Raw genomic sequence first — 16291 nt, forward strand, 5'->3', positions numbered from 1 at the left:
CGCTATCGCGCAATCCGACAGGATCGCGCTCAGGATTTCCTGCCCAGACCCGCCACCCGCGCCAGGTACGAGCGCTTCTGCGAGTAGTTTGGCGCGGTCATCGGATAATCGTCGGGGAGGCCCCATTTCTCGCGGTAGCGTTCGGGGGTGAGCCCGTATTTGGCCATCAGATGCCGCTTCATCGACTTGAACTTCTTGCCGTCCTCGAGGCAAATGACGAAGTCATCGGTGATCGACTGCTTGACCGGCACGGCCGGCACGGCCGGCGCTGCCGAAGTCCTGACGGGACGCATCAGGCCTCCCATGCCGGCGAGGAAATCGTCGTTGAGCGGCGCAAACGGGTCGTTCAACGAGGCGTAGACCTGCTCGATAAGCGGTCTCAAGTCAGCGGCGGGAATGGTGTTTCGGCTGAGATACGCCGTGACGATCCTGCTCGTGAGCTCGAGTTTCCGTTGCTTGGCGGCCGAATTGGATTCGGTCAATGCACTACTCCCTGCATAAATTGTCGACATTCCGGTACGGGCGCATCCATTACGGCCAGCCTCCTTTAATCCACGAAGCGTAACGACAGCGCTTTTGCGAGAGCCGCCGCATCGTTGCTTGCACGAGTCGTCTCCGCCTGGAGCGCATCCGAGAACAGCGGGCCGCCGAGGTCCGCGCGTCTCACGGCAACATGGTCCTGAACGGTGGCCGTCAGCAGATCGACGCGGAACGCGTCGCTCAGCACCGTGTCGCCGACGCTCGCCTGGACGCGCAGCTCGATGGACGGCATTCCCGCGGGCGGTGTGCCGACAGCCACGCCCTGGCGCGTCATGGCGAGCCAGCCGGGCAAAGCGCGCCCGTCCGCGCGTGTTACGCGAATTTCCTCGGCCGCCCCCCGCGCATCCGTAATAAGGATGTAGACCGTGTTGCCGCGCTTGAAGGCCTCGGCAGAGAACCAGGTACCGTCCCTGCTCCCGTCACCGGTGATTATGCTCGAGCCTACGCCTTCCATGTGGATGTGTTCCACGTCGTCAAGCTGACCGAAGCTGGTCCAGGCGGATACCTGCTCAACGGCAGCACCGACGATTCCGTTGGTGCCGAGGGTACCAGTGCCGTTCAGGAGCTGCGTTTGATTGACGGCCGTATCGACGACGCCCTGCACATCCGTGGCGCTCCCTTCTTCGACCGCATCCAGCACGGCGCCCTCGACGGAAATTGCGACCGGAGGCAGGGCAACGCCGTTATCATAGGGAAGCTCGTCGGGCGGATCGCGTTCCAGAAGCGGCGGCTCACTGTCGTCGCTGACCGTGATCGCCATCGTGTAGGTCACCGTCACAGTCCCGTCGCTGACGGTGTAGGTGAAGCTGTCGCTGCCGACGAAGCCCGGCGCGGGGGTATAGGTGAACGTCCCGTCAGGCTCGATCTCGACCGTGCCGTGGTCCGGCTGACTGCCCACGCCATAGGTCAGCGGGTCCCCATCCACGTCGGTTGCAGACGGCAAGTTGCCCGTCAGCGGCCTGTCCTTCTCCGTCTCGCCGGCACCGTCCGCTGCGACGGGCGCATCGTTCACGCCCTCGACGGCGACGGTGACCGTGTAGGTGACCGTCTCCGTTCCGTCGGTGACGGTATAGGTGAAGCTGTCGGTTCCGGAGAAATCGGGATCCGGTATGTAGGTATAGCTGCCGTCCGTGCCGATGGTGACGGTGCCGTGGCTCGGCGGAGAACCTTCGCCATAGGTCAGCCGATCGCCGTCGACATCCGTCACCGGCGGCAGCTTTCCGCTTGCCGGCGTGTCCTCGGTCGTGGAGACGGTCGTATCCCGGCCCACCGGCGCATCGTTGACCGGGGTGACGGTGACCGTCACGGTCGCCGTCGCGGTGCCGCCGTGACCGTCGTCGACGAGGATGTCGAACGTGTCGGTGCCGCTGAAGTCGGGCGCCGGCGTGAAGAGATAGCTCCCGTCCGGATTGACCACCACGGTGCCGTTGGCCGGCCCGCTGGCCAACGTGAAGGTCAGCGCGTCGCCGTCCACATCGGTCGCGACGACCCGGCCGGAAACCGGAGTGTCTTCCGGCGTCGTATGCGCGGCATTGCCCGTCTCCGGCGCATCATTGGCGGAGCCTACGAAAATCACGGCATTGTCCGTATCGATCAACGCGCCGCCGGCACCCGTATTGCCCTGGTCGTCCGTCGCCATCGTCAGGATGACCGGGCCATTGAAATTCGATACGGGCTCGAACACGGGCGCCGACGCGCCCGCGAGATAGGCGTTGATGCCGGCGAGCGTGCCCTGCAGCACGATCGCGCCCGTGCCCGATCCGGAGACCGTCACGCCGCTTGCCGACGAGGCCGAGAGGCGGCCGGAGTCGACGGAAAGCGTCACGCTGATCGGGCCGTTTGCCGCATCGACATCGGCTACCGACAATCCCGTCAGCGTCAGCGGCGTGTCTTCCTTGGCGTCGAAGCTTGCCGGCAGCGTGTTGGCCGGTGCATCGTTCACCGGATCGACGTTGAAGGTGAAGGTGTTGGCAGTCGGGTCGGCGGCGCTGCCGTCACTCACCTGAAAACTGAAGGTGCTGTAGGCCCGACCGGTTTCATCGGCGTCCGGCGTGAAGGAAAGCTTGGAAATGTCCCCGGCATTCACGACCTGGCCGGCGGCTACGGCAACTCCGTCCAGGGTAAGCATGCCATTGGTTGGAAGAGTGGTGATCGTCACGCTCGACAGCGCATCGCCTGTATCGGCGTCGCTGAAACCAAAGTCGGCGAGGCTGAAGCCATAGCTCGCGTCCTCGGCGATCGTCACCGTCTTGTTCGCGCCGGACGGCACGTCATTGACCGGGTTGACGACGATGCTCACCGTCGCGGTGGAGCTTCCGCCATTGCCGTCGTCGATCCGGTAGACGAAGCTGTCGGTGCCATGGAAATCGTCTGTCGGCGTGTAGCTGAAGGTGCCGTCGGCGTTCAGCGCCAGCGTACCGTTGGCCGGGCCCGTGACCAGCGAAACGGTGAGCGGATCGCCGTCCGGATCGCTGTCGGGGCCGGAGCCGTTGTCGGCGAGCACGTTCCCGCCCGCGAGCGACGAGTCTTCGTCTACCGTGAAGGCGTCGTCGCGGGCGGTCGGTTGCGGGTTCGTCACCGTCCAGTCGAAGCTGCGCGAAACCGTGCCGCCGTTACCGTCGCTTGCCGTGACCGTAACGCTGTAGACGCTGGTTCCCGTCGATCCGGACGCGCCGCGGTCGATCGATCCGCTGATCAGGCCGGTGCTCGCGTCGTAGCTGAGCCCCGGCGGCAGGCCGGTGACGACGTAGCTCAGCGGATCGCCGTCCGCATCGCTGAAAGCGTCCGCGGCCGCGACGGAAACCGCCGCACCATCGGGGTCGCTGCGCGGCGAAAGCGATGTCGCGGTGGGTGCATCGTTGGCGCCGGCGACGACGACCGTCAGCCTCGCCGTATCGGTGCCGCCATTGCCGTCGGAAACGGTATATTCGATGCTGGTCGCGCGGCTTTCGCCCGCCTTCAGGTCATCGAAGTCCGTTCCCGGGTCGAAAGTGAAGTTTCCGTCCGCGCCGATCACGAAGGTACCGCCGCCGGAGCCGGTGACCCCGGGGGCCGACATTCGCGCCGGAACCGTTCACCGCGGCAACGACCAGGGTGTCGCCGTCGATGTCCGTGTCGCGGCCGGCCAGGTTGTGAAGAACGTTGCCGGAGACGGGTGTGTTCTCAACCGTCGAGGCAGTATCGTCGTTGGCAACGGGGGCGTCGTTCACCGGGTTGACGGTCAATAGAACGACGGCCGTATCCGTGCCGCCCGCGCCGTCGTTCACGGTATAGGTGAAGCTCGGCGTGCCGACGAAATTGGCACTCGGCGTGAAGGTCAGCGTGCCGTTCGCATTGAGCGTGACCGTTCCGCTTTCAACCGCCACACTGCCGCCGGATGCGATCGGCTGCCCGTTGATCGCGCCGATCGTCAGCGGATCGCCGTCCACATCCGTATCGTTGAGCCGGGGATCGAAGGTGACCGGGACATCCTCGTCGGTGACGACGGTGTCGTCGGCCGCAACCGGCGCGTCGTTGACCGGCGCCACTGATATCGTGGACGTCGCGGCGGCGGAGACCGCATCCAGCTTGTCCCTGGCGGTGAAGGTCAGCGTCCGGTCGCCGGCGGTCGGGTCTTCGGTCGTGCTTTGATAGGTGATCGCCCGCAGCAGCGCGGTCACGTCCTCGCCCGGCATCGGGACCGCGGCGCCCGAAACATTGGTGAAGGCAAGGCCGGTTGCCGGGTCGTAGCGGTAGGCGAAGGTCGTGTCGCCGAAGGTGACGGTGCCGCTGCCCGCGACGCCGACGGTGACACTGTCCGCGGCACCGATTCCGATCACCTCCGCCGAGCCGTCGGCGAAGCCGCCGAGGGTCACATCGAGCCTGACGATCTCGTCCTCGGCGTCGAAGGCCGCCGCATCGCCGTCGGCAATGGCAACGGGCGCATCGCCCTCCGTGAAGGTCGCGCCATGGCCGAGCCCGGTTCCGGAAGCGTCGAGATCGACCACCGGCGGATCGTTCACCGCCGTCACGGTTACCGTTACCGAACCGGTGCTGTAGCCCCCCTGCCCGTCGGTGACGCGATAGGTGATGGTGTCGGTACCGTAGAAGTCGGGATCGGGCACATAGTGCAAGGTGCCGTCGGCATTGATCGTCACCGTTCCGTTGCCCGCCGCGGGCGGCACCATGGTGTCGACGGACAGGACGTCGCCGTCCGGATCGGTGTCGTTGCCAATCACCGCAATGTCGACGGGCGTATCCTCTGATGTGGTCGCCGCATCGTTTTCCGCGGTCGGCGCCGGGTTGGTCACCGTGAAGGTGAACTCAGCCGAGACCTGGCCGCCCTGACCGTCATCGGCGGTTATGGTTACGGTATAGGGACTCATCGTCGAGGCGTTGCTGGCGATCGTGCCCGTGATCTCCCCGGTCGCGGCGTCGATCGACAGACCGGCCGGAAGCCCCGTGGCGCTGAAGGTCAGCGTGTCCCCCTCGGCGTCCTGGAAATAATCGGACATGTCGAGCGCATCCTCGCCGGAAAGCAACGTGCTGTCGGCTTTGGTCACGTCCGGCAGGCCGTCCGCATCCGCCGTCGGGGCATCATTGACGCCCGTAACGATGACCGTGAGCGTTGCCGTATCCGACAAGCCGTCCGTATCGGTCAGCGTGTAGTTGATCTTGGTGACGCGGCTTTCGCCGGCCTGGAGATCCTCGAAAGCGCCGTCAGGCGTAAAGCTGTAGCTGCCGTCCGCGTTTACCACGAAGGTGCCGCCGTTCGATCCGGTCACCGTCGCGGGGCTTCCCGGCGCCACCGGCGTCTCTCCAACCGCCGTCACGCTGAAGGCGTCTCCGTCGGGGTCGCTGTCGTTACTCAGCAAGCCGTCGGCCTTAGCGACCGACGTCGTTGCAGCATCTTCCGAGACCGAACCGGTGCCGGGTAGCGTGTCGTTGACCGCCGATGGCGGCATGTTGGAGATCACCCATTTGAAGGTCTGCGTGACTGTGCCGCCATTGCCGTCGTCAGCGGTCACCGCGACAGTATAGACGCCGTCGTTGTTCGGTCCTCCTTGGCTTGCATCATTGTCAATGGTGCCGCTGACGATCCCGGTGTCGGGATCGATGGACAGCCCGCCCGGCAATCCGGTGATGCTGAAGGTCAGGTCATCCGCGTCTACGTCCTCAAAATAGCTCGACAGATCGACCGCCGCTGTGCCGGTCTTCGTCTGGCCATCGTCGTCGGCCTCGTCGGGTATGTCCTCTGCCACCGGCGCATCGTTGACGGCCACGACAGTCACCGTGACTTGCGAGGTAGAGACGCCGCCATTGCCGTCGGAGATCGTGTAGGTGATCGTGTCCGTGCCGTTGTAATTGGCGGCCGGCGTGTAGGTGAGCGTGCCATCGGCATTGACCCTTACCGTGCCGTTGCCGGCATTGGCCGAAGTCACGCTCAGCGGATCGCCGTCCGGGTCGCTGTCGTTCTCCAGGATGGATATCGTGACCGGAGTGTCCTCGTTCGTTGTCGCCGCATCGTCCTTGGCCGTCGGAGCGGGATTCGACACCGACATGTCGAAGCTGGTCGTCGCGGAAAGGCCCGCCGCGCCGGGCCGGTCATAGGCCGTGACCGTGACGGTGTAGAGGCCGTCCGAATTTGGGCCGTTCTGGCTGGCATCCCGGTCGATCTGACCTGAGATCACCCCGGTGGCCGGATCGTAGGTCAGGCCGGCGGGCAGGCCGGTGACGACGTAGTTCAGCGGATCGCCGTCGGGATCCGTGAAGAACGGCGACAGATCCAGGGTGAAGCTGTCGCCGTCCGCCCGCACGACGTCGCCAACCGGGTCGGCACTGGGAGTGTCGTTGACCGAGTCTATCGTTATGTCGACCGTCGCGGTGGCGGTTCCGCCGCTGCCGTCGGAAATCGTATAGGTGAAGCTCGTGCTGCCGTTGTAGCCGACGTTCGGCGCGAAGGTCAGCGTGCCGTCGCCGATATCATCTGCGATACGGCACGCAACGGCGGCCGGTTCAGCTACGTCGCGCGCGTCAAAGGCCGGAACTCGTCCTCCAGTTTCGTCGTCGCTGCCGGCGAAACCCGGGTGGCTGCGGATGGGAAAACCGGCCGGATCCGCGGGGTATTCCTGCTGCCCCGGCTTGCCGTCGAGTCTGCCGCCGAATAACGACTCTCCACGACGACCCAGTTCGGCCAGTCGTGCCGGACTCCGCCATACCCCAACCCGGTCCCGGTCATCGGAACGGCGATTGGAGGAAGCCATGCCATCACGGCCGACGAGGCGCGCAGACGAATGACTGCCCTGTTTCCAAGAACCATCCCTGCTCGGTGAAGGCCGCCGTCGTCGGGAAAATTCGCAGTTGAGGGATTCCTTGAAAGCCCCGCGGTTTACGAGTAAAATTACGGCAGCAATTCAAAGCGTTACAGGACCGTGCGATCTGAAGCGAACGGAGTTGCAACCCAAGCTGCACGCGAGTGGTGACGCTTTGTCAAACTTCACATGTGGAGGTTGTCATGCCCAGCACTCTGATGGCAGGAAGAAGAAGCCAGGATTGGGCAAATCTGATCTTGGCAGCGTGCCTGTTCCTCTCTCCCTGGGTCATCGGCTTTGCGGCTGAAGCCGCGCCGACATGGAACGCCTGGATCGCCGGCATCGTGCTCGGCGCCCTTGCGGTCGCGACCCTTTCGGCATTCGCCGAATGGGAGGAATGGGCCAATATGGTGATCGGCCTGTGGTTGATTGTTTCACCCTGGCTGCTCGGCTTTACGGGAAATGTGAATGCGATGTGGACCCACGTCATTCTCGGCGTGCTCGTCGCCGCAATCGCAGCCTGGGCGGTGTGGGACTATCGTCACCACTCGCACGCCTGATGCATGTCACCAAGGGTGTTGCGGCACTTTTGGCTGACGATCGGCACGAAAATAGCAAACTGAAGCGCGTTGCGTGAATACGGCGACTACGACGCGCTTCAGCGCCGCCGCGCCCGCCTCTTGCCGGTCCGATTCGCAGCGTGGGGACAGTCCAATCAGCAAAGGCCGCTTGCCTCGCGGCTGAATTCCAAGCCATGACCGTCAGAAAGACCTGTCGCGGTTTTCCGTCCGGTGTACTCGGTCCAGCGAGCCGGAGGCCGCCCCGGTAAACGGCCTCCATTCCTGATCTCAGGACTGATCGCGGAGGTACCGCCCTACCCCACTGCGCGCTCTTCCACCACCGCGTCGATGTCCGGCACGCTGAGTTCGCGGCGTGAGCGCTCCGTCTCGATCGCGAGATCGAGCACTTTCTGCAGGTCCGCGGCATGGCGGAAACTCGGCTCGACGCTTCGGCCGGCCTTCACCGCCTCGACGAAGCGCTGGTAGTTGGTGGGCACGGCACCGGCATCGACGGTCCGCCAAACGGCCTTTTCGACATCGGCCCCCATGCAGGCGCGCAGGCTCGAACCGTCCGGCGTATGGATCACTTCCAGAGCGCCCCTGTCGCCATGCAGCCTGAGCCTCAGCTCGTTGAGATGGCCCGTCGCCCAGCGGCTAGCATGGATCACCGCCATCGCGCCGTTTTCGAACTCCGCAGTCATGGCGAAGCTGTCATTGGCGTCGAGGTCGTACTCGCCGATGCGGTTGCCGGGCGCCTTGTCGAAGGCTTTCAGGCGGGCGAAGACCCGTTCGACCGAGCTGTCGGCCCCGTAGCCGGCGAAGTCGAGGATGTGGATGCCGACATCGCCGAGAACGCCGTTCGAGCCGTGTTTCGTCGAAAGACGCCACAGCCATTTCGACTCGCTTGCCCAATCTCCCCAAGCCCTCGACACCAGCCAGCTCTGAAGATAGGAGGCCTCCAGATGCCGCACCCGGCCGATTTCGCCGGCAACCACCAGTTCGCGCGCCTTCTGCAGCGGCGCGACGTTGCGATAGGTGAGATTGACCATGGTGACGAGTCCGGCCCTCTCGGCAGCGGCCGCCATTTCTGCGGCCTTCTCGTAATTTTCCGCCAGCGGCTTTTCGCACAGTACATGCTTGCCGGCGGCAATGAGCGCCAGGGTGGTCGGGTGATGTGCCTTGTCGGGCGTCACGTTCGTCGCCGCGTCGAACTCTCCCCAGGCGATCGCCTCGTCGAGAGAGGTGAAGGTGTTCTCGATGCCGTGCGTGGCGGCAAAGGCCTTGGCACGGGACGGGTCCACGTCGACGGCGCCGACCATCTCGACGCCTTCGATCTCAGCAAAGGCTTTCGCATGGCTGTTGGCCATGCCGCCGGTTCCGAGAATAAGCAAACGCATGGGATTTCCCTTCATCGATATCCGGCCTCGCCGGCCCGATGCAGTTTCGGGCCGCGCTCGACGATCGGCTCCAGTGCCTTCTCCACCGGGACGTTCGGCGCATCGTGGATCGCCTTGTACGTGCCCTGCGGGTTATACGCCCATTTCACCGCGTTCCGCAGCACCTTGTGTACGGTCGCGTCGTGATAGGTCGGGTAGGTTTCGTGGCCGGGGCGGAAGTAGAAGATGTTGCCCGCGCCGCGTCGCCAGGTCAGACCGGAACGGAAGACTTCACCGCCGGCAAACCAGGAGATGAACACCGTTTCCAGCGGTTCCGGCACCGAGAACTGCTCGCCGTACATCTCCTCGTTCTCGATGACGAAATTCTCGCCGAGCCCTTCGGCGATCGGGTGGCGCGGATTGACCACCCAGACGCGCTCGCGCTCTCCCGCCTCGCGCCATTTGAGTGCGCAGGGCGTGCCCATCAGCCGCTTGAACACCTTGGAGAAGTGGCCTGAATGAAGGACGATGAGCCCCATGCCTTCCCATACGCGTTTGGCGACACGCTCGACGACGGCATCGTCGACGGCGCCATGATCCTTGTGGCCCCACCACAGGAGCACGTCGGTCGAGGCGAGCCGCGCCTCGCTCAACCCGTGTTCCGGCTCCTGCAATGTCGCCGTCGTCGCATCGATCCCCGGGTCGGAATTGAGTGCGGCCGCGATGGTGTTGTGCATGCCGTCCGGATAGATCTCCCGAACCACCGCATTCGTCTGCTCGTGGATGTTCTCACCCCACACGATGGCATTGATAGACAAGGTCATTCTCCTCGTTGTTGGGGCACCCGCTGCCGGATGCCAACTGTCCGTGACTTGAAGTGTGGGCGCCGGGTGGGGCCGGGAAACCATGCGAGGTCCCGCCCTTTCCTGCCCTAACGTTTTAGACTTTGGAATGATCCGAGATCGCGGATCAGACCTCGTTCGAAGCTTTCCGCGGGCCGGATGAAATCCGTGCGGCCCGCGGGAATTCACCTGGCTCCAATCTGAAGCGTGCTGCATCCGGCCGAATTCTTACGATGGGCTTTAGGTCATTTTTTGTGCATGCCACCCAAAAACCTCTGCGCTCGCCTGGGCGACATGCATCAGGCCGCACCCCGCATTTCCATCCGCCCGAGCGCCCGGCCGCCAGCATCGAAACGGTGAACCTGGCCGGCAGCCGGCGATATCCTGATCGCCTGTCCGGGCTGATGCCTGGCAATGCCGCTCTCGCGGACGATCACCGGCTCGCCGGTTCCGATGTCGAGATAAATATAGCTGTCGGAACCGAGCATCTCCGAGTGGATGACGGTCCCACTCCACTCACCGCCTTGTTCATCGATCTCCAGGTGTTCCGCGCGGATGCCGATCGTGGCGGCCTTGTATGGCTCCGCAACGGCGCCGGAAAGGAAATTCATCTTCGGCGAACCGATGAAGCCGGCGACGAAGACCGAATTCGGCGTCTCGTAAAGCTCCAGCGGCGTGCCTATCTGCTCGACGAGACCGTCCCTGAGGACGCAGATCCGGTCGGCAAGCGTCATCGCCTCGACCTGATCGTGGGTCACATAGATCATCGTCGTCTTGTGCATGCTGCGATGAAGCTTGGCGATTTCGAGGCGGGTGGCGACACGCAGCGCCGCATCGAGGTTCGAAAGCGGCTCGTCGAACAGAAAAACCTTCGGATCGCGAACGATCGCCCGGCCGATCGCCACGCGCTGGCGCTGCCCGCCCGAGAGCTGCCGCGGCAGACGTTCGAGATATGGCGTGAGCTGCAGCATTTCCGCCGCCGCCTCGACCCGGTTCCGGCACTGTTGCTTGTCTTTGCCTGCAAGCTTCATACCGAAGGCCATATTCTCGTAGACGGTCATGTGCGGATAGAGCGCATAGGACTGAAAGACCATGGCGATCCCGCGGCGCGACGGCGTCAGCTGGTTGACGATCTGGCCGTCGAAGGCAAGCGTTCCCGAGGTGATTTCCTCCAGCCCTGCGATCAGTCTCAGGAGGGTGGACTTGCCGCAGCCGGAAGGGCCGACGAAGACCATGAACTCGCCCGCCTTGATGTCCATGCTGACGCCCTTGATGACTTCGAAGGCGCCGAAAGACTTGCGGATATCCCGCAACTGAAGCTCTGCCATTTTTGGTCTCCCACGTTAACCCTTGACGCCGCCGGCGGTGAGGCCGGAAATGATCCGCCGCTGAAAGATGAGCACGAGCACCACGAGAGGCACGGTGACGATCACGGACGCCGCCATGATGTTGCCCCAGGGAATCTCGAACTGGCTCCCCCCCGTAAGCAGGGCGATCGCGACCGGCACGGTGCGCTGCGTGTTCGACGACGTGAATGTCAGCGCGAAGAGGAACTCGTTCCAGGCCGCAATGAAGGCGAGGAGGCCGGTGGTCACCAGTGCCGGCCACATCAGCGGCATGAACACACGGGTGATCACCACCCAGGGAGAGGCGCCGTCAACGATCGCAGCCTCTTCGATCTCGATCGGCAGATCCCGCATGAAGGTGGTCAGTACCCACACGGTGAACGGCAGCGTAAAGATCATATAGGAAAAGATGAGCGCCAATGGCGTGTTGAATATCCCGACGAAGCGGATGAGCTCGAAGAGACCTGCCAGAACGGCGATCTGCGGGAACATCGAAACCGACAGGATGGTCAGCAGAAGCAGCCCCCGGCCGCGGAAACGCACGCGGGCGAGCGCATAGGCGGCAGTAACGGCAAGAAGCAGCGATATGGCGACCACCAGCGTGGCGACGAGGAGCGAATTGCCGAGGTTGCGCACGAATGTTCCATGCGAAAAGATGTCGGCATAATTGGTGAGCGAAAAGTCGGTCGGCCAGTAGTCGACGCGGAACAGCGCCGTCCCGGACTTCAAGCTCGTCAGGATCGCATAATAAAAGGGGAAGACGGCGATGACGATGATGACGGCCACGAGGGCGTAGAACGCGGTCCGCTTGGCGAATGTGGCAACCATCAGCGTTCTCCTCCGCTCAGGTTGAGGCGCCCGAGCCACATGTAGAGGATCGTGACCGTCGCGATGATCAGGAACAGCATGGTCGAAGCCGCCGCGCCATAGGCGAACTTGTCGAAATCGAAAAGGTTTTCGCGCGCCATGACCGACATGGTCTTCGTTTGCGCGTTGTTGGGCGTCAGCACGTAGATGAGGTCGAAAATGCGCAGCGCGTCGAGCATGCGGAAGATGACCGCGACCATCAGCGCCGGCCGGATCAGCGGCAAGGTGACCCGCCAGAAGACGCGTACCGGGTGGACTCCGTCGATTCTGGCTGCTTCATAAATATCGCCCGGCACCATTTGCAGACCGGCGAGGATCAGCAGCGCCATGAAGGGCGTCGTCTTCCAGACGTCCACGATCAGAACAGCGGTCATGGCGGTGTCGGGGCTGGCGGTCCAGGCGATCTTTTCGCCGATCAGGCCGAGGCCGAGCAGCATGTCGTTGAGGATGCCGAATTGATCGTTGAGCATCCATGCCCACATTTTCGCGGAGACGATGGTCGGGATCGCCCAGGGGATCAGGATGGCGGCACGCACAAGTCCGCGCCCGGGAAACTGCGCGTTGAGTACCAAGGCGACGATGAGGCCCAGCGCCGTTTCGATGCTGACGGAAAGAACCGTGAATTTGAGCGTGTTCCAGACTGCATTCCACCAGGCGGGGTCCGCAAGCAGGCCCCGGTAAATGGTGCGTCCGCTCTTCAGGGTGATCCATGAGAGATAGTTGGAGAAGCCGACGAATTCGGCGCCCGACAGATCGGTCAGCGTGGCGTTGGTGAAACTGAAATAGATGGTCCTGATGAGCGGCCAGCCGGCGACGAGCGCCAGGACGAGGAAGGTGGGCGCGAGAAAAAGCCAGGCCGAACGAACCCGTTGCGCCTGCAGGTCCGAGCCTATCCTGCCGCCATGCGCGAGCGCAGCCGGCCGATCTGCGAGGGAAAGATCAGTCATGACGTGAGCCTACCGGTTGGCGCGGATTCGCCCGTGCCGTTTGATCCTGACCCGGACGGCAGAGCTGCCATCCGGGTCTCGCAACTTCCTACCAGGCGTCGCCCTTGAGTTCGGTCAGCTCGACTTCGAGAAGCTCGAGGTTCTCCGCGGCCGTACCGTTGCCCGAGAGGGTGTTGTGCACGGCGCTCCAGAACTTGGAGGACACTTCGTTGTACTTCACCTTTGCCACGGCCGAGGGGCGCGGCACGGCGCTCTGGAAGATCGGCTTCCAATGCGGCATGAACGGCTGGGCGGCCGCGATGTCGGGGTCGTCGTACAGCGCCGCAATCGTCGGCAGGTTCGAAAGCTCGATCGCGCGCACCTTCTGGGTCTCGGGCGAACCCAGGAACTTGACGAAGGCGATCGCAGCCTCCTGCTCGTCGGAATATTTCGAAACCGCGAGGTTCCATCCGCCGAGTGTCGAAGACGGCTGGTCGCCGTCGGTTGCAGCCGGAAGCGGGGCGACCTCGAACTTCCCCTTGACGGCACTGTCGTCGCCGTTGCCGAGTGCGTAGGCATAGGGCCAGTTGCGCATGAAGACGGCGTTGCCGGTCTGCCAGACGCCGCGCGATTCCTCCTCCTGATAGGCAAGCACGCCCTTGGGCGCGATCGTGCCGATCCATTCCTTGACCCGCTCGACGGCCGCTGCAGCCTTTTCGTTGTTGACGGAGATCGTGCCGTCGGGTTCGACGATCTGGCCGCCGCCCGAGGACTTGATCCACTCGAGCGCATTGCAGGTGAGCCCCTCATAGGCATTGCCCTGGAAGACGAAGCCCCAGATATCGGCATTGCCGGCGGCACGTTCCTTGTCCTGAATGTCCTTGGCGGTCGCCGCCAGTTCATCCCAGGTCCTGGGTGGCGACTTGCCGTGTTTGTCGAGCAGGTCCTTCCGGTAATAAAGCGCCGGGGCGTCCGTATAGAAGGGCAGAGCGACCAGTTTGCCGTTGACGGTCTGCGACTGGATGATCGAGGGGAAATGAGCGCCGACCACGTCCTTCGTCGCCTCGGTCAGGTCGACGAACTGCTCGGCGAGCTGCGGAGCCCAGATGACGTCCGTCTGGTAGACGTCGACATCCTTGTTGCCGGCGGCGAGCCAGAGTCGGTACTGGCTGAACTGCTCGCTGCTCGAAGCCGGCATCGTCACCAGATTGACCTTGTGCCCCGTCTCCTTCTCGAACTTGGCGATCTGTTCCCGCAGAAAGCTCAGATTCTTGCCGGTCGAATTGGCCGCCATAGACAATTCGGCGGCCTCAGCAAGGTCGACTGCACCGACGATCGCGGCGCAGGAAATCAGCGTCCTTACAAAAGGCTTCACGTTCATTGGTCCCTCCAAAATTCCCCCCGGTCCCGTTGGCTCCTCAGCAATTCGAAAACGGTTTGGGTGCGCAGAAGCTGTCAGAAGGCTCATCTGCTGTCAAGCAGAGGTTGCACCGGAAGCAGCCGCCATGGTCATCTCAGATTTTCCGTTGTATATTCCGAGCGTTAAGCTAGACGCGCTTCGCGTGGCTCCACAGCCCGGCCCGACGGTCAACCGGTTGCGGGAAAATTCGTCCACAGGAATTTAAAACGATTTGGATCGCGCCCGGATAGCTTTCCCGATCAAGTCCCGGCGGTGTGCGCGACGCAAAGGCATGGATTGTGACTGCCGGCGAACCGGGTATAGTCCGGCGCGAATGTCTGCAGCGCCGAGCGCATGCAGCATTTCGAATTGCTGCGTGACTTTTTCGGGAAACGATACCCGGACAACACGCAGAAGGGGCGCAGGGAAAAACAGTGAAGCTCAAGGAATTCGCCCAACAGTTGGGGCTCTCTCCAACAACGGTCAGCCGTGCTTTGAGCGGCTATCCGGAGGTCAGCGAGAAGACCCGCAAGCGCGTTGCCGAGGAGGCCGTGCGCCTCGGTTACCGGCCGAACATCAACGCCGTGCGCCTCGTCACCGGCCGCGCAGGCGCGATCGGCGTCGTTATGGGCCGCAACGAATTTCAGTTCTCGGAATTCATGAGCGGCATGGCCGAACGGCTGGACAGCGAGGATATCGACATTCTCGTGAGCCCGGTTGCCGACCAGGACATGAAAGCCGAGATCCAGCTCTATAGCCGCCTGGCGACGAGCGGGCGGGTCGACGCCGTGATCATCCATTCGCCTAAGCCGAACGACGAGCGCATCCTGCTGCTCCACAAGCTCGGTATTCCCTTCCTGGTCCACGGACGCTCCGAGACCGACGTGCCGCACGCCTGGCTCGACATCGACAACGAAGGCGCGATTCGTCGCGCCACCTCGCATCTTCTCGATCTCGGCCATAGGCGGATCGCACTCATCAACGGCCGCGACGGCCTCACTTTCACGCTCCACCGCGACAAGGGCTATCGCGAGGCGCTGGAGCATCGCGGGCTGCCTTTCGATCCGCGCCTCGTCACGCATGGCCAGTTCACCGACGAGATCGGCTTTCGCTCGGCCCGTTCCTTCCTCGAACAGTCCCCTCGCCCGACTGCTTTCGTCGCGGGCTCGATGATGACGGCGCTCGGCGTCTATCGCGCCGTGCGCTCGCTGGGCCTTGTCGTCGGGCAGGACATATCCGTCATCGCCCATGACGATGTCTTCCCCTATCTCACGGCCGACAATATGGTCCCATCCCTCTCCACGAGCCGCTCGTCGCTGCGCGCCGCCGGCGCGCGTTCGGCCGACCTTACCCTGCAGCTGCTGACCGGACGGCCCGCCACGGAGATTCACGAGCTCTGGCCGGTCGAGCTGATCCTGCGCGAGTCGACAGGTCCGGCGCCGGAGGCTTGACCATCCTTCTCTGGCGGGGCTCTACTCGCGTCCCTTCAAGCGGAACAGCAGGTCCTCGTGCACAGCCTTGAGGTGGAAGACCAGGAAACCCGCCGCCTCTTCGAAAGCGCCTGCGCGGCAGAGGCGGATCAGCTCGGCATGCTCTTCCATCGCCCGGGTCATCGCTGCGACGCTTGAGAGCTGAACGCGCGTGTAGCGGTCGCTCGTCTGCAGCAGCGAGGCGACGATCTGCTGCGTCCGGGGCATGTCGGCGCGCCGGTAGAGCGCCATGTGCAGTTCGGCATTGAGCTGGCCGTAGGAGTCGATTTCTCCTGCGGCCGTCGCCTTGAGGAACCGGTTTTGAACCTCCTCCACCCGTGCGAAATCATCGCCGTCGAGAAGCGGCGCCGACTTGCGGAAGAGGCGCGGCTCCAGAAGCGCACGCAGCTCGAACACGTCGTCGATCTCGGCCAGCGACAGTTCGGAGACGATCGCCCCCTTCTGCGGCACAATCCTGACCAGGCCTTCGGCCTCGAGCTGGAACAGGACCTCACGCACCGGAATGCGGCTGACGCCATAGGTTTCGGCCAGCGCATCCTGCCGCAATTGACTGCCGGCCGGATAGCGGCCGGAGAGAATCGCCTGCCGGATTTCCTCGATGAGTGCCCCGGAGAGGGTGCGATGCTTCAGATGTGAGACCATGGAGGCTTGCTAC

At 63.6% G+C, this 16291-nt stretch carries 12 protein-coding genes; 2 read left to right on the plus strand and 10 right to left on the minus strand.

Features of this window, described 5'->3' with window-relative positions; all coding sequences use genetic code 11:
- Positions 1-29: 29 nt before the first annotated feature.
- The 3 genes from SINAR_RS0104735 to SINAR_RS0104745 form a co-directional block, all read right to left on the minus strand.
- Complete coding sequence (locus tag SINAR_RS0104735) at positions 30-482, minus strand: Ros/MucR family transcriptional regulator (RefSeq protein ID WP_027997998.1); 453 nt, start codon at positions 480-482, stop codon at positions 30-32.
- 65 nt (positions 483-547) lie between these two features.
- Positions 548-3598 (minus strand): Ig-like domain-containing protein, encoded by a 3051-nt coding sequence (locus SINAR_RS0104740; protein ID WP_027997999.1) that lies wholly within the window; start codon positions 3596-3598, stop codon positions 548-550.
- Positions 3504-6782, minus strand: coding sequence for a cadherin-like domain-containing protein (locus tag SINAR_RS0104745; protein WP_027998000.1), 3279 nt, complete (start codon positions 6780-6782; stop codon positions 3504-3506). Before SINAR_RS0104745 ends, SINAR_RS0104740 begins: the two co-directional genes overlap by 95 nt.
- Before the next feature lie 251 nt (positions 6783-7033).
- On the opposite strand from SINAR_RS0104745, the gene SINAR_RS0104750 reads away from it, so the two are divergent.
- The gene (locus SINAR_RS0104750) at positions 7034-7390 is read left to right on the plus strand and encodes an SPW repeat protein (protein WP_027998001.1); all 357 of its coding nucleotides are present in this window, start codon (positions 7034-7036) and stop codon (positions 7388-7390) included.
- 314 nt (positions 7391-7704) lie between these two features.
- On the opposite strand, the gene SINAR_RS0104755 is transcribed toward SINAR_RS0104750, so the two are convergent.
- The 6 genes from SINAR_RS0104755 to SINAR_RS0104780 form a co-directional block, all read right to left on the minus strand.
- Positions 7705-8787 (minus strand): Gfo/Idh/MocA family protein, encoded by a 1083-nt coding sequence (locus SINAR_RS0104755; RefSeq protein ID WP_033056997.1) that lies wholly within the window; start codon positions 8785-8787, stop codon positions 7705-7707.
- An 11-nt stretch (positions 8788-8798) separates the two neighbouring features.
- A complete protein-coding gene (locus SINAR_RS0104760; RefSeq protein WP_027998003.1) occupies positions 8799-9584 on the minus strand; it encodes a ThuA domain-containing protein in 786 nt (261 codons plus the stop codon).
- A 323-nt stretch (positions 9585-9907) separates the two neighbouring features.
- Positions 9908-10936 carry an ABC transporter ATP-binding protein gene (locus tag SINAR_RS0104765; protein WP_027998004.1) on the minus strand — a complete coding sequence of 343 codons (1029 nt, stop codon included), beginning with the start codon at positions 10934-10936 and terminating at the stop codon, positions 9908-9910.
- Positions 10937-10951: 15 nt separating this feature from the next.
- On the minus strand, positions 10952-11782 hold the full coding sequence (locus SINAR_RS0104770) for a carbohydrate ABC transporter permease (protein WP_027998005.1): 831 nt from the start codon (positions 11780-11782) through the stop codon (positions 10952-10954).
- Entirely contained in the window at positions 11782-12768 is a 987-nt protein-coding gene (locus tag SINAR_RS0104775) for a carbohydrate ABC transporter permease (protein WP_027998006.1), read from the minus strand. Before SINAR_RS0104775 ends, SINAR_RS0104770 begins: the two co-directional genes overlap by 1 nt.
- 88 nt (positions 12769-12856) lie before the next feature.
- The gene (locus SINAR_RS0104780; protein ID WP_027998007.1) at positions 12857-14128 is read right to left on the minus strand and encodes an ABC transporter substrate-binding protein; all 1272 of its coding nucleotides are present in this window, start codon (positions 14126-14128) and stop codon (positions 12857-12859) included.
- A 452-nt stretch (positions 14129-14580) separates the two neighbouring features.
- Between SINAR_RS0104780 and SINAR_RS0104785 the strand changes: the two genes are divergently transcribed.
- Positions 14581-15597: a substrate-binding domain-containing protein gene (locus SINAR_RS0104785; protein WP_027998008.1), complete on the plus strand. Its 1017-nt coding sequence runs from the start codon at positions 14581-14583 to the stop codon at positions 15595-15597.
- A gap of 21 nt (positions 15598-15618) precedes the next feature.
- On the opposite strand, the gene SINAR_RS0104790 is transcribed toward SINAR_RS0104785, so the two are convergent.
- The gene (locus SINAR_RS0104790) at positions 15619-16278 is read right to left on the minus strand and encodes a GntR family transcriptional regulator (RefSeq protein ID WP_027998009.1); all 660 of its coding nucleotides are present in this window, start codon (positions 16276-16278) and stop codon (positions 15619-15621) included.
- Positions 16279-16291: the final 13 nt, after the last annotated feature.

The organism is Sinorhizobium arboris LMG 14919 (assembly GCF_000427465.1).
In the GTDB taxonomy this organism is placed as follows: Bacteria; Pseudomonadota; Alphaproteobacteria; order Rhizobiales; family Rhizobiaceae; genus Sinorhizobium; species Sinorhizobium arboris.

Bases quoted from the DNA above. Each gene is read 5' to 3' on its own strand.
- SINAR_RS0104740 (WP_027997999.1), bottom strand. From the start codon at position 3,598: ATGTCGGCCCCCGGGGTCACCGGCTCCGGCGGCGGTACCTTCGTGATC.
- SINAR_RS0104745 (WP_027998000.1), bottom strand. From the start codon at position 6,782: ATGGCTTCCTCCAATCGCCGTTCCGATGACCGGGACCGGGTTGGGGTA.
- SINAR_RS0104750 (WP_027998001.1), top strand. From the start codon at position 7,034: ATGCCCAGCACTCTGATGGCAGGAAGAAGAAGCCAGGATTGGGCAAAT.
- SINAR_RS0104755 (WP_033056997.1), bottom strand. From the start codon at position 8,787: ATGCGTTTGCTTATTCTCGGAACCGGCGGCATGGCCAACAGCCATGCG.
- SINAR_RS0104765 (WP_027998004.1), bottom strand. From the start codon at position 10,936: ATGGCAGAGCTTCAGTTGCGGGATATCCGCAAGTCTTTCGGCGCCTTC.
- SINAR_RS0104770 (WP_027998005.1), bottom strand. From the start codon at position 11,782: ATGGTTGCCACATTCGCCAAGCGGACCGCGTTCTACGCCCTCGTGGCC.
- SINAR_RS0104775 (WP_027998006.1), bottom strand. From the start codon at position 12,768: ATGACTGATCTTTCCCTCGCAGATCGGCCGGCTGCGCTCGCGCATGGC.
- SINAR_RS0104780 (WP_027998007.1), bottom strand. From the start codon at position 14,128: ATGAACGTGAAGCCTTTTGTAAGGACGCTGATTTCCTGCGCCGCGATC.
- SINAR_RS0104790 (WP_027998009.1), bottom strand. From the start codon at position 16,278: ATGGTCTCACATCTGAAGCATCGCACCCTCTCCGGGGCACTCATCGAG.